This window comes from Oerskovia gallyi (assembly GCF_014836745.1).
GTDB lineage: Bacteria > Actinomycetota > Actinomycetes > Actinomycetales > Cellulomonadaceae > Oerskovia > Oerskovia paurometabola.
Map to the genome: position 1 here is coordinate 160,412 of NZ_JACSQE010000006.1, position 12,929 is coordinate 173,340.

Genomic DNA, 12,929 nt, shown 5'->3' on the forward strand with positions numbered 1-12,929 from the left:
GCACCGGAACCGGACGAGAGGGCAAAAAAGTGCTCCTCGCCACGAGCCGGTCGGCCTCGGCCCGGACAGAGGAAGACCCCGCCGGGGCGGGGTCCTGGCTCACGCCTCGGCGGCGTGAGGTGCGTCGGAGGGCTTCAGCCTGCGCTGCGTGCCCGACGGCGGAGCTCGAGCTCGTCCTCGGTGGGTACGCCCGGCGTCTCGTCATCCCCCAGGGACTCGGCCGGCATGTCGCTCAGCGTTCCCTCGACCTCACGCCAGACGCGCCCCACCGCGATGCCGAAGACTCCCTGGCCACCCTGGACCAGGTCGACGACCTCGTCCGCAGACGTGCACTCGTACACGCTCGCACCGTCGCTCATGAGCGTGATCTGTGCGAGGTCGTTCACGCCGCGTTCGCGCAGGTGCTCGACCGCGGTGCGGATCTGCTGCAGCGACACCCCGGTGTCGAGGAGTCGCTTGACGATCTTGAGGACGAGGATGTCCCGGAAGCCGTAGAGCCGGTGCGTCCCCGAGCCGGAGGCCGACCGGACCGTCGGCTCGACCAGGCCGGTACGGGCCCAGTAGTCCAGCTGCCGATAGGTGATGCCGGCGACGCGGCACGCCGTGGGGCCGCGATATCCGGTGGTCGTGTCGTGCTCGGTGATGTCCTCGCCGAACAGCAGGCCCTGGGCCGCGTGGGAAGCAGGAGCCCCTGGCTCCGCTCCAGCTCTGCCGCTGCTGTTCACTGTGCCTCCAAGGATGATGTGGACTCCACGCTAGGCCCGGGGTCGGGGAGCGTCAACGACCGAGGCCTTGAGAACCGAGCGTGTCGCGCAGGTCCCCTGTCACCGCGGCCACGCGCCAGACGGTGAGGACCGGACGCGCTGCGCCGGAGATCGCCTGTCCGACTTTACCCGAAATACCCCTCTTGTCTCCCTGAATGATCGAAGGTTCGTCCGTTTTGCCGAATTGTCGCCAGCACCTCTGGGTGAACGTTCGGCAGCTATCGGTCCCCCGGCTCCTCACCTCGTTCGGAAGGTCCGAAGTCCTCGGGTGAAACGTGCTCGAGGAAGTCGCGGAACTCGGCGACCTCTCGCTGCTGCTCCGGGTCGACGATCTCCACCCCGGCGAGCGCGACGATCTCCGCGGAGCACATGACCGGGCTCTCGGTGCGCACGGCGACCGCGATCGCGTCCGACGCCCTCGCGTCCACCCGGACCCCCGTGCTGAGGACCATCTCCGCGAAGAAGATGCCGTCGTCCAGCGCCACGATCTCGACCCGCAGCAGACCGACCTGCACCGCCTCGAGGACGTCACGGAGCAGGTCGTGGGTCATGGGCCGCGGGGCGGTCAGGTGCGCCTGTGCCATCGCGATCGCACTCGCCTCGCGCGGGCCGATGATGATCGGCACCACCAGCTCCGCCGCGGGATCCAGGAGCAGCACGACGATCTCCTGCCCGGCGCCCTGCTGCTGGCGCACGCCGAGTACCTCCACCGGGACCATCGGCACCTCGTTGCTCACCCGTCCACCGTACGACGGCACGCGCCGTCCGTCAGTGGGAGGAGCACCTGCGGCCCTGAACCTCGCTCCAGGAGCGCCCGTCGGACCAGCGCCGCACCGGTGCGGCTCAGTTCGTGAGGTCTCCCACGCCCTGGCGCAGCCAGACCGTGTGGAGCTTGGCGAAGAGCTCGCCGACCTCGCCCGCGAGGGCCCCGGCGTGCGCACGCGCCGACGAGGACTGCTGGCTGCGCCACGGTGCCACGACCTGCTCGACCAGTCCGACGTGGCGGTCCGCCGACGTCCGGAGCAGCCGGAGGTGACGCGGTTCGATCCCGTACTCTCCGAGCGCCGCCGCGAGCTGGACGACCTCGAGGGACCATGCGTCGAGCTGCCCACCGGGAGCCTGGCGCAGGACGCCTGCAGAGATCAGCCCCTCGACCAGGGAGACGTCCACCCCCACCGTGGTCGCCAGCGAACCGACGGTGTACCTCTGGCGAGCCGCCGTCGTCTCCGTCTCGCCGTCGCTCGCCGCCAGGCGCAGGGCAGGGTTCTCCACGACCTCGCCGGCGTCGAGCGCGGCAAGGTTCTCCTTGATGACCTTGAGGGGGAGATACCTGTCGCGCTGCTCGAGCAGGACGTAGCGCAACCTCTCGACGTCAGCGGGGCTGTACTGCCGGTAGCCCGACGGCGTCCTCTCGGGGTCGATGAGCCCCTGCTCCTCGAGGAACCGGAGCTTCGAGTGGCTCACGCCGGGGAACTCCGTGCGCAAGGCGCGCAGGACGTCCGAGATGCGCATCGAGGCGCGCCGCGAGATGCCCTGCGGCCATGGCTCGCCAGGCTGCTCGACGTCGCCCTCGTCGGCCGGTCGGGGGGTCAGCGCGCTGCTGCCGTCGAACCGGTTCTCGTGTCCCCAGGGGGAGCGTGCCGGCCGGTTCACGGGTGCTCTGCCGCGCCTTCCGCCGACCCCACGGGCTGGCCGAGGACAGGGCTGGTGAAGAAGGTGAGTCGGTACTTGCCGATCTGCACCTCGTCGCCGGTGACGAGAGCCACCGCGTCGACCCGGTTGCGGTTGACGTAGGTACCGTTGAGCGACCCGATGTCGCGCACCACGAACTTGTCGTCGTCGCGGACGAACTCCGCGTGCTTGCGCGAGACCGTGACGTCGTCGAGGAAGATGTCCGCGTGCTCGCTCCGCCCGGCGACCGTCCGCTCGGCGTCGAGGAGGAAACGTGACCCGACCGAGGGGCCGCGCTGCATGACGAGCAGCGCAGAGTGCCGGGGCAGCGCGGAGATCGCGGCCTGCTCTTCGGCGGAGAGGCCACCGGGCTGCGTCCCTTCCTCGAGCGGCAGCTCGATCCGGCCGAACGTGACCGTCGTGTCGCTACCTCCCCGGCGTGGCTCCGCAGATTCACCTGGAGTGGTCATCTCGCCTCCTCGGGAGTTGTGACGCATTCAGCGCAAAATGCCTTGGGCGGAAAGGTACTACATGCTCCCGCGCTCCATCCTGCGAGCATCAGGGATGCGGTCAATACCCGTCCAACCCGTCCAACCTACCCCGCCAGGCGGGTCCGAGAAAAGTATCCGCCCACGTCACGCGGCCCAGAGGGTCAGTTCCCACCCTCGGCAGGCACGGGCGTCGCGAACTCCGGGGTCTCCGGCTCGCGGGTGGACGAGATGGTGACGAGGTCCTCCTGGGTGATCTTCGGGCTGGCGCCCTCGTTGCGCACCGAGGACATCGCACCGCCAGGAATCTCGAGGGCGGTCTCGAGCGTCGACGGGTCGCCGATGGCCTTCCACTGGTAGGGCGAGGCGATCTTCTGGCCGTCGACCACCATCCCCCGGCTCGTCTCCTCGAAGTAGCTGCTCGTGACCAGGCGGATGCCGTTGACCTCCACGACCTCGACTCCCGCGTTGCGCAGCTCCTCGAGAATGTTGAAGAGCTTGTGCGCAGGGATCCGCTCGTCGGTCTCGGTGATCGTCAACGTGATCCCCGGCCCCTCCGCGGGGAGGCGCCCCGAGAGGATTCCCTGCGTCTCGGACTGTCTCTGGGCGAGCTCGAGGGCGGCCCGCTGCTGCCCGGACCCGGAGCTCAGCTCGTCGCGGGTGTCCTGGAGCCCCTCGACGCGCGTCTCGAGCGCGTTCGCGCGCTGCGTCACGTCGTCCAGGAGTCGGACCAGGTCGCTCTGACGCAGGGACGAGAGCTGCTGCTCCTGCGTCTGGCTCACCTGGACAGCCAGTGCGAACCCGAGCAGTGCGCACAGCAGGCCGGCGAGGAGCTGGGAGCGGGTGACCTGCGGTCGCATGGCCCGACCGAGCTTCGACCACCCGGCGGGCGACTCGGTGCCCTTCGGCGCCGAGGAGGCTGGAGCGACGTCTTCCGCCTCGTGACGCCCGTGCGGGCGATCCGGGCTCGCGGGCGGGCTGGACGCGAGGGGTTCGGCCCGGGAGACGGGAGCTGCCTCGCCGAGGACTGCGTGCCCGTCGGGCGCGCTCTGTGCCGCCGGAGCCTCGTCCAGGGGCTCCGTCCCCTCCGCCACCTGCTCGCCCTGCACGGTCACCGGGTCGTCGGTCACGGGAGCGACGTCGTCCCGCTCCGCGACGGGAGGGGCGGTCGCCGGACCGGCCGGCGGTGCGATGGGCACCTCGTCCACGACGTGCTCGACGGCGGTCTCCGCTGCGTCGGGCTCGGACGGCACCACCGCGGCGCTCTCCTCCTCGTCGGCCGTCGGGTCGGCCGGTACCGCGGCGTCCCCCTCGGGACGCACGACCGGTCCCCCAGGCACGACCGGTCCCCCAGGCACGGCAGCCCTCGGGGCGGCCGCGTCCTGCGGAGCCGCGGAGGTCGCGGGGGTCGAGGGGGCGTCGGGGTTCACGGAGTCGTTGTCCTCGGGGGCGGAGCTCGTCGTCATCGCGTCACCTACGCCTTGAACAGGTGCCGACGGATGGCAGCGGCGTTGGAGAAGATGCGGATGCCGAGGACCACGACGACGCCCGTCGAGAGCTGGGTTCCCACACCGAGCTGGTCGCCGAGGAAGACGATGAGTGCCGCGACGACCACGTTCGAGAGGAACGAGACGAGGAAGACCTTGTCGTTGAAGAGCCCGTCGAGCATGGCGCGCAAGCCACCGAAGAGCGCGTCGAGCGCCGCGACGACCGCGATGGGCAGGTAGGGCTGAAGGGCCACGGGGACGGTGGGTTGGAGCACGAGCCCCGCCACGACTCCGAGGACCAGTCCGACGACTGCGATCATTCCGTGCTCTCCTGCCCTGCGTGTGAACTGTCGGCTCCGGTGGGACCGGTCGACGACGCGGGGCTCTTCGTCTCCCCCGTCGACTCGCCGTCCTGCCCGGTCGGCGCCCCAGGCTCGTCACCTGTGGCTGCCGTGGAGTCTACGGCGTGCGCGTAGAAGAGTCGTTGGATCCCGTTTCCCGGCAACGAGAGCTTGCTCTGGGCGATCCGGCTGTACTGGATCCCCCACGTGGAGCTGATGGTGCTGAGGTACCCCGGGGCGGACGACCGGGCGAACTCGGTCTCGAGCGTCGCCGGGTCGCCGATCGCCTCGACCCGGTACGGGGCGATCAGGGGTTGGAGGTCCACGAGGATCGCCTCGCCCGCGCTGCGGACGGCGCTGAGCGGCGTGAGGCGCTGCCCGTTGATCGCGATGGCCTCGGCGCCAGAGGCCCACAGGGCGTTGACCACGCGCTGGAGGTCACCGTCCTGCACCTTCTTGTTGAGCGACTGGTCGTCGGCGCCCACGCCCTCCGCGGCGTCGTTGAGCGTGATCACGAGCCCCGGCCCGGTGACCGCGATCGAGCCGTTGGCGACGCCGTCGATCTGGAGGGTCTCCAGCAACGCCGGGTCGACGTCGGCGAGCGCGTCGGTCTGCAGGGTCTCGATCTCCTCGCTCAGGGCAGTGGCCTGGGCGGAGAGCGCGTCCACCTCCTCGCGCCGGTTCAGGATCTCCTTCTCGAGCACCCGTCGTGCCTCGATCGCGGCGCCCTGCGGGGCGCGCAGGTCGATCGTCGCCGCGGCCGTCACGAATCCCAGCAGGACGGCGAGCGCTGCGACGAGCACCCAGGTGCGGGTCTTGCGCGGCGGTTCGTCCCCCGCGGCGCGGCGCGCGGCAGCCTCGGCGTAGCCGGCGTCGAGAGGCCGGTCCATGACCTCGGTGAGGAGCGTCATGGACGCGTCGAGCGCAGGCTTCCCGTGTCGGGAGGAGGACGCGTCGTTGCGCGGGGCGTGGGTCATCCTGCGGCCGTCTCCTGGGGGTCGGTGCGGGGTGCGACGAGCTGCCGGGTCTGCCGGATGTACTGGATGCCCGCGAGCCAGTAGAGCCCGACGCCCCAGCCGGTGAAGGCCCAGCCGATGATCGAGGCGGTCGCCCCGAGGGCGCCGGGCGCTTCTGCGAGCAGCAGCAGCGGGAAGGCGTAGAGGAGGGCGAAGGTGGCCGCCTTGCCGACGAAGCTCACGGGCAGGGGGCCGTAGCCGTGCCGCGTGAGGACGGGCAGGAGGCACAGGAGCGTCACGTCGCGCGCCAGGATGACGACCAGCACCCAGAGGGGCACGACGTCTCTCCAGGCGAGACCGACGAGGGTGACCAGGATGAAGAGCCGATCGGCTGCGGGATCGAGCATCTGTCCGAGCTTGGTGACCTGGTCGAGGCGTCGGGCGAGCACGCCGTCGAGCCAGTCCGAGGCGCCGGAGATCGCGAGGACCGCCAGCGCCCACTCGTCGTTGCCGCGGACGATGAGGACCGCGAACACGGGGACGAGGGCGAGCCGGAGGAGGCTGATGGTGTTGGGGATCGTGAGGATGCGTGAGCTGACCTCTTGATCTGCTGCCACGCCCACCGTCCGTTGCTCCGTGCGTCCTGTGCTGTGTCCATCCTACGGTTGGTCATCCTAGGGCCGGGCGGGGGCCGGGTGCTGGCATTTCTGGTGTCCGGCGGGGCGTTGTGACCGGTTCTTCCGGTTCATATGGATATGGCCGGAGGTGGTGTGCGCGACAGCGGCCTCAGGAACCTCGCGGAGGCGTGGCTGCGTCGTGTCCGGCACTCGCCCGCGGAGCCCTGTGCTCGACGTCACCGGGCCCTCGTTCCTCCTCCGGGGCGGGCGTCGCGTAGACTGGCAGCACAATCTGGAGTTCGTCGCTGTTCCCGCGTGTTCGTGTGAGTGTGGCCCGCCGCTGTTTTTGCGCGGGCGAGTCACCGGTGTGTGTTCGGGAGTGCGGCCAGTGGAGAGCCGACTTGGCAACCACGCGTAACTCCCACCCTCAGCGAAACGGTTGAACACATCTCTATGTCTCTTGACACCTCTGCGCCCATGCACGCCCTCGACCAGGTCGAGACCGCCCAGGTGCCGGCTCCTGCCGAGCAGTCCGGCCCCACCTTCGCGGACCTGGGCCTGCCGACGAACATCCTCAAGGCCGTGACGGACCTTGGCTTCACGATCCCCTCCGCCATCCAGGAGCGTGCGATCCCCGCCCTGCTCTCCGGGCGTGACATCACGGGCGTCGCCCAGACCGGCACGGGCAAGACCGCCGCGTTCGGTCTGCCGATGCTCGCCGCGATCGACCCGAACCTGGGTCGCGTCCAGGGCCTGGTCCTGGCCCCGACGCGTGAGCTCGCGATGCAGGTGGCCGAGGCCATCGAGACCTTCGCCAAGCACGTTCCGGGTGTCGAGGTCGTCGCGGTCTACGGCGGCTCCCCCTACCAGCCGCAGCAGCGCGCCCTGCAGCGCGGTGCACAGATCGTCGTCGGGACCCCCGGCCGCGTGATGGACCACCTGGAGCGTCGCAGCCTCGTGCTCGACGACATCCGCTACCTGGTCCTGGACGAGGCCGACGAGATGCTCCGCATGGGCTTCGCCGAGGACGTCGAGAAGATCTTCGGCCAGGCCCCCAAGGAGCGTCAGGTCGCGCTGTTCTCCGCGACGATGCCCGCTCCGATCCGCCGCGTGGCCGCCCAGCACCTGAACGACCCGGTCGAGATCGCGGTCACCCGTCAGTCCTCGACGGTCACCTCGGTGCGCCAGACGTACTCGGTCGTGCCGTTCCGTCACAAGACGGGTGCCCTGGTGCGCGTGCTCGCGACGTCGGACGCGGACGCGGCGATCGTGTTCACCCGGACCCGTGGTGCGGCCGAGGAGGTCGGCTCGGCCCTCGTCGAGCGCGGCATCTCGGCAGCCACGATCTCCGGCGACGTGGCGCAGAAGGACCGCGAGAAGATCGTCGAGCGTCTGCGCTCTGGCGCCCTGGACGTCCTGGTCGCGACGGACGTCGCGGCCCGTGGCCTGGACGTGGACCGCATCGGCCTGGTCGTGAACTTCGACCTGCCGGGCGAGCCCGAGGCGTACGTGCACCGCATCGGTCGTACGGGTCGTGCCGGTCGTACGGGTGAGGCGCTGAGCTTCGTGACCCCGGGCGAGCGCAACCGTCTGAAGTTCATCGAGAAGACCATCCGTGCGAGCCTCGAAGAGGTCGACGTGCCCTCCCCCGCGGACGTCTCCGCGCACAAGGCACGTCGCATCCTCGGTCAGGTCGCCGAGCGTCAGGCCGCTGGCCGGCTGTCGATGTACCGCGACCTGGTCGCGGCGTACGTCGCCGAGTCGGACGTCGACCCGATCGACCTGGCAGCGGTTCTGGTCGCCCTGTCGGTGGGTGACGACGGCCCCAAGGCCCGCGAGGAGCAGGAGCTCTTCGAGGCGCAGCGCGCCGAGGCGAAGAACGCTCGCCGTGAGCGCGAGTCCCGCCCCTACGGCGAGCGCGACTCGCGTGGCCCCCGTGAGGGTGGCCGTGGCGGCGAGCGTGGCATCCGTCGCGACGCGGTGGGCACCCGCTACCGCCTGGCCGTCGGGCACACGCACGGCGCTCAGCCGTCGGGCATCGTGGGCGCCCTGACCAACGAGGGCGGGCTCAACGGCAAGGACCTCGGCAAGATCGACATCTTCCCGAGCTTCTCGCTCGTCGACATCGCGACCCCGCTCGACTCCGCCACGATCGACCGCATCTCGCGGGCCCGTGTCGCGGGCAAGTCGCTGCGCATCCAGGTGGACCAGGGTGCGCCTCAGGGCGCCCGCGGGCCCCGTACGGGTGGCTCCGCGCCTCGCTCGGGCGGCTACTCGGGCGGTCACTCGGGCCACGGCCCGGCCGGTCGCTACGATGAGCGCCCCGAGCGCGGCGGCGAGCGCAAGGCTCCCCGCTTCCGCGCCGGCGAGCGCTGATCGTCCGCGTGGCCTGATCCCCGGCCGCTGAGCACGACGAGAGGGCCCCTGGAACCTGCTGGTTCCGGGGGCCCTCTCGCGTTCCCGAGGACCGCTCCGGACCTCGGCCCGCGCCGTGCACCGTGCCCGAGACACGCGCTCGCTGCGGGGCGGGGCCAGGCGAGCGTCCTCCGGGCCCGACGGCGTCGCGTCAGTCCTCGTGCCCCTCGCCGTGGGCCACGACGAGCGCCGCCAGCCGCGCTGCCTCGTTCTCGCTGCGTCGTGCACCGTCCGCGCGCTGGATGCCCATGACCGCGAGCGCCTTGCCGTCCGACAGGTCGAGGCGTACCCAGGGGTCGCCGGGGCCGAAGCGCACGGAGACGACCTGGGGCCAGTCCAGGCGGCGGGTGAAGACGATGTTGTGCACGGTCAGGTGCTCGGGGGTGACGGTGGCCCGGACCTGGCCGAGGCGCCACAGGACGAGGGCGCAGAAGGCGCCGACGCCGATCGTGGCGGCTTTGTTCCATCCGGAGTCGGTCCCGGGGCCGGTCGCGACCAGGGCGACGAAGGTGCAACCTGCCAGGATCGCGACGGCGGCGGTGTATGCCACTGCGGTGCCCCAGCGTGGCCGGAAGGGGGCGTAGGGGTCTCCGGGGGGCAGGTCGGGGGGTGGGGCGACATAGCTGCTCACGTGTCCATCCTCCCCCGTCCTGCGGCCCTTTTCATCGGTCGTGCGGCGAGGAGGGTGCCCGCGGGGTGGTCACGGCTCCTCGGGTGCCGGTCGCCGTGCCGCGTCGTCGCGACGGGAGACGACGCTGCCCGGGTGCTGTCGTGGCACCCGGGCAGCGCAGGCTCGTGGTGGCCGTTCCCCGTCGACGCACGGTCCACCGCTCGGGGTGGCCTGGCTCTGTCGGAGACGCGGAGGCGTCAGAGGCGGCAGGCGTGGATCGAGGTCACCAGGATCGCGCGTGCGCCGACCTCGTAGAGGGCGTCCATGAGCTTGTTGGTCTGGTCGCGGCGCACCATGGCGCGCACGGCTGCCCAGTCGCGGTCGTGCAACGGCGAGACGGTCGGGGACTCCAGGCCGGGCGTGAGGGCCACCGCGGCCTCGACGAGGTGTGCGGGTACGTCGTAGTCCATCAGGACGTACTGGCGGGCCGTGAGGACGCCCAGCAGTCGGCGTGTGAGCGTCTCGAGGCCTGCGGAGACCGCGTCGTCGGTCACGGAGGCCGGGCGGATCAGGACGGCCTCGGACTTCAGGATGGGGTCGCCGAAGACCTCCAGGCCGGCCCCGCGCAGGGTCGTGCCGGTGGACACGACGTCCGCGACGACGTCGGCGATGCCGAGCTGGACCGCGGACTCGACCGCGCCGTCCAGGTGCACCACGGAGGCCGTGACGCCGTTGGACCGCAGGTGGTTCTCCACCAGGACCTCGTAGGACGTGGCGACGCGCAGGCCCTCGACCTGGTCGAGGGACGTGATGGTGCCCACGGGGGCGGCGTACCGGAACGTGGATCCGGCGAAGCCGAGCTGCATGTGCTCGACGGCCGCTGCGCCCGAGTCGAGCAGCAGGTCGCGGCCTGTGATGCCGGCGTCGACCGTGCCGGTGCCGACGTACACGGCGATGTCGCGCGGGCGCAGGAAGAAGAACTCGACGTCGTTGTCCGGGTCCGCGAGCACGAGCTCGCGGGTGTCGCGGCGCTGGCGGTAGCCGGCCTCGCGGAGCATGTCGACGGCGGGCTCGGACAGGGAGCCCTTGTTGGGAACGGCGATGCGGAGCACGGGGTCCTCGCGTTTCTTGGGGAGTTCGGGGGGCGGGGCGGTCAGGGGGACCGATCACCCGGTCGGCGCACCGGCGAGGGCCGGTGCCCGGGGACGGACGGTGGACGACTGCGGACGGACATGCGTGAGGGAAGCGACCCGGTGGCCTGAGCCTCCGTGCGCCTCCCCCTGGACCCGGACCTGGCCGGGTTCACAGATGCTTGTACACGTCCTGCAGGGTCAGGCCCTTGGCGAGGAGCAGCACCTGCACGTGGTACAGCAGCTGGGAGATCTCCTCGGCCGTCTTGTCGTCGCCCTCGTACTCGGCCGCCATCCATACCTCGGCGGCCTCCTCGACGATCTTCTTCCCGATCGCATGGACACCGGCATCCAGCTCCGCGACCGTGCCGGAACCGGCGGGTCGGGTGGTGGCCTTCTCGGTGAGCTCGGCGAACAGCCCTTCGAACGTCTTCACCCGACCAGGGTAGTCGCCCGGCGGTGGCCGGGTGGATCTGTCCCGCCCACCGGTCACCGGGCGACCGCGGCGCCCCTTCGGTGCGTGCGCATCGAGGGGGCGCCACGCCGTCGGGCCGTCAGCGGGTGCTCAGAGGTCGCGCAGCGCCACGACCGTCGCGATGGCCGCCTCGACGGCCTCCGCGCCCTTGTCCTCCCGGGAGCCGGGCAGCCCCGCCCGGTCGCGCGCCTGCTGCTCGTCGTCGCACGTGAGCACCCCGAAGCCCACGGGGACCCCGGTGCGTACCGAGACGTCGGTCAGGCCCGTCGTGGCGGCCGAGCACACGTACTCGAAGTGCGGGGTCCCGCCGCGGATCACGACGCCCAGCGCGACGACGGCGTCCGCGCCGTGCTCGGCGGCGCGCGCGGCCGCGACGGGCAGCTCGAACGACCCGGGGACGCGGATCTCGGTGACGTGCGTGACGTGCGCGGCCGCGAGCGCCCGGCGGGCCCCTGCGAGGAGGCCGTCCATGACCTCGGTGTGCCAGCTGGCGGCCACGACGGTGATCCGCAGCCCGGTGCCGTCGACGGTGATCTGGGGTGCTCCTGCGCCGCTCATCGGTCGTTCTCCTTGGTGGTGTGGGTGGTGGGTGCTGTGTCGGGGGTGTGCTCGGGGGTGATCTCGAGGCTGTCCAGGAGGTGGCCCATGGCGACCTTCTTCGTCATGAGGTAGCCGTGGTTGTGCTCGCCGTGCCCGACCTCGAGCCGGTGGGCGTCGGCGACGTCGATGCCGTGCGCGGCGAGCCCCGTGACCTTCGCGGGGTTGTTGGTGAGGAGCGTGACGCGGTCGAGGCCGAGGTCGTGCAGGATCGCGGCGGCGGCGCCGTACTCACGGCGGTCCACGGGCCACCCGAGCTCGAGGTTGGCCTGGACGGTGTCGAACCCGGCGTCCTGCAGCTCGTAGGCGCCGATCTTGGCGAGCAGGCCGATGCCGCGTCCTTCGTGCCCCCGCAGGTACACCACGGCCCCGCCGAGTGCGGCGACGCGTTCCATGGAGGCCTGGAGCTGGGGGCCGCAGTCGCAGCGCAGCGACCCGAACGCGTCCCCGGTCAGGCACTCGGAGTGCACGCGCACGAGCGGTGCGACGGGGGCGCCGTCCTGCCCGGTGCCGGCGAGGGCGCCGCCCCCCGCAGGGACGGCCACGGGCACGAGGGCCACGTGCTCCGCCCCGGTACGCAGGTCGCGGTACCCGTGGACGCGGAAGTGGCCGTGCGCGGTGGGCAGGTCGGCCACGCTCGTGGCCTGCACGCGGGGCACGAGCGTGGGCTGCGTGTCCTGCTCGGGGACGGCGGGGTCGTGCTCGCGGCGCCACGCGATGAGGTCGGCGATCGTGATGAGCACCAGCCCGGCGTCCTCGGCCGCCCGGGCCGCGTCGTCGAGCCGCATCATGGTGCCGTCGTCGTTGACGAGCTCGGCGATGCCTCCGACCTCGCCCGCCCCTGCCAGGCGCACGAGGTCGACCGCGGCCTCGGTGTGCCCGGCACGGTGCAGCACCCCGCCCGGGACGGCGCGCAGGGGCAGGACGTGCCCGGGCCGGATGAGGTCGACCGCACCCGAGGCGGGGTCGGCCAGGACGTGCAGGGTCCTGGCCCGGTCGACGGCGGAGATCCCGGTCGTGACGCCCGTGGCGGCGTCGACCGTGACCGTGTAGGCCGTGCGCCTCGGGTCCTGGCTGTGGGGCACCATGAGCGGCAGGTCCAGGGCGTCGGCCCGCGCGGCCGGCATGGGCGCGCACAGGTAGCCCGAGGAGTGCCGGATGGTCCAGGCGACCCACTCGGGGGTCACGGTCCCGGCCGCGAAGACCACGTCGGCCTCGTTCTCGCGGTCCGGGGAGTCGGCGACCAGGACGGGACGCCCGGCGCGGATCGCGTCGAGGGCCTCCTCGATGGTGCCGGTCCGGACGTGCCCGGGGTGCTCGGACGGGTGGGGGGTGGCGTCGCCGGGACGGGCGGCGTCGGGCTGGGGGTTCATGGCGG

At 71.7% G+C, this 12,929-nt stretch carries 14 protein-coding genes; 1 reads left to right on the forward strand and 13 read right to left on the reverse strand.

From position 1 onward, the window contains the following. Window positions 1-134: 134 nt before the first annotated feature. The 8 genes from H9640_RS09235 to H9640_RS09270 all read right to left on the reverse strand — a co-directional run bounded on the left by H9640_RS09235 (window position 135) and on the right by H9640_RS09270 (window position 6,324). Window positions 135-725 (reverse strand): MerR family transcriptional regulator, encoded by a 591-nt coding sequence (locus H9640_RS09235; protein WP_191790426.1) that lies wholly within the window; start codon window positions 723-725, stop codon window positions 135-137. A gap of 257 nt (window positions 726-982) precedes the next feature. Beyond that, the gene (locus H9640_RS09240) at window positions 983-1,501 is read right to left on the reverse strand and encodes a bifunctional nuclease family protein (protein WP_372440726.1); all 519 of its coding nucleotides are present in this window, start codon (window positions 1,499-1,501) and stop codon (window positions 983-985) included. 106 nt (window positions 1,502-1,607) lie between these two features. Beyond that, on the reverse strand, window positions 1,608-2,417 hold the full coding sequence (gene ftsR, locus H9640_RS09245; protein WP_307824093.1) for a transcriptional regulator FtsR: 810 nt from the start codon (window positions 2,415-2,417) through the stop codon (window positions 1,608-1,610). Next, window positions 2,414-2,905: an FHA domain-containing protein gene (locus tag H9640_RS09250; protein WP_191790427.1), complete on the reverse strand. Its 492-nt coding sequence runs from the start codon at window positions 2,903-2,905 to the stop codon at window positions 2,414-2,416. Before H9640_RS09250 ends, ftsR begins: the two co-directional genes overlap by 4 nt. A gap of 182 nt (window positions 2,906-3,087) precedes the next feature. Beyond that, on the reverse strand, window positions 3,088-4,389 hold the full coding sequence (locus tag H9640_RS09255) for a DUF881 domain-containing protein (protein WP_191790428.1): 1,302 nt from the start codon (window positions 4,387-4,389) through the stop codon (window positions 3,088-3,090). A gap of 8 nt (window positions 4,390-4,397) precedes the next feature. After that, the gene (locus tag H9640_RS09260) at window positions 4,398-4,730 is read right to left on the reverse strand and encodes a small basic family protein (RefSeq protein ID WP_030151349.1); all 333 of its coding nucleotides are present in this window, start codon (window positions 4,728-4,730) and stop codon (window positions 4,398-4,400) included. Beyond that, window positions 4,727-5,728 carry a DUF881 domain-containing protein gene (locus H9640_RS09265; RefSeq protein ID WP_191790429.1) on the reverse strand — a complete coding sequence of 334 codons (1,002 nt, stop codon included), beginning with the start codon at window positions 5,726-5,728 and terminating at the stop codon, window positions 4,727-4,729. Before H9640_RS09265 ends, H9640_RS09260 begins: the two co-directional genes overlap by 4 nt. Continuing rightward, window positions 5,725-6,324: a CDP-alcohol phosphatidyltransferase family protein gene (locus tag H9640_RS09270; protein WP_191790430.1), complete on the reverse strand. Its 600-nt coding sequence runs from the start codon at window positions 6,322-6,324 to the stop codon at window positions 5,725-5,727. The genes H9640_RS09265 and H9640_RS09270 overlap by 4 nt, the downstream gene beginning before the upstream one ends. A 453-nt stretch (window positions 6,325-6,777) precedes the next feature. Between H9640_RS09270 and H9640_RS09275 the strand changes: the two genes are divergently transcribed. Then, the gene (locus H9640_RS09275) at window positions 6,778-8,700 is read left to right on the forward strand and encodes a DEAD/DEAH box helicase (protein WP_191790431.1); all 1,923 of its coding nucleotides are present in this window, start codon (window positions 6,778-6,780) and stop codon (window positions 8,698-8,700) included. A gap of 190 nt (window positions 8,701-8,890) precedes the next feature. Here H9640_RS09275 and H9640_RS09280 read toward each other — a convergent pair whose 3' ends face one another. The 5 genes from H9640_RS09280 to ribB form a co-directional block, all read right to left on the reverse strand. Further along, complete coding sequence (locus H9640_RS09280; RefSeq protein ID WP_318243717.1) at window positions 8,891-9,370, reverse strand: PH domain-containing protein; 480 nt, start codon at window positions 9,368-9,370, stop codon at window positions 8,891-8,893. A gap of 236 nt (window positions 9,371-9,606) precedes the next feature. Beyond that, window positions 9,607-10,461, reverse strand: a complete 855-nt coding sequence (hisG, locus tag H9640_RS09285; RefSeq protein WP_191790432.1) for an ATP phosphoribosyltransferase — start codon at window positions 10,459-10,461, stop codon at window positions 9,607-9,609. A 190-nt stretch (window positions 10,462-10,651) separates the two neighbouring features. Further along, complete coding sequence (locus tag H9640_RS09290; protein ID WP_030151355.1) at window positions 10,652-10,915, reverse strand: phosphoribosyl-ATP diphosphatase; 264 nt, start codon at window positions 10,913-10,915, stop codon at window positions 10,652-10,654. Window positions 10,916-11,044: 129 nt separating this feature from the next. Next, window positions 11,045-11,512 carry a 6,7-dimethyl-8-ribityllumazine synthase gene (gene ribH, locus H9640_RS09295; protein ID WP_191790433.1) on the reverse strand — a complete coding sequence of 156 codons (468 nt, stop codon included), beginning with the start codon at window positions 11,510-11,512 and terminating at the stop codon, window positions 11,045-11,047. Further along, window positions 11,509-12,924, reverse strand: a complete 1,416-nt coding sequence (gene ribB, locus H9640_RS09300) for a 3,4-dihydroxy-2-butanone-4-phosphate synthase (protein ID WP_191790434.1) — start codon at window positions 12,922-12,924, stop codon at window positions 11,509-11,511. Before ribB ends, ribH begins: the two co-directional genes overlap by 4 nt. Between the last annotated feature and the right edge of the window lie 5 nt (window positions 12,925-12,929).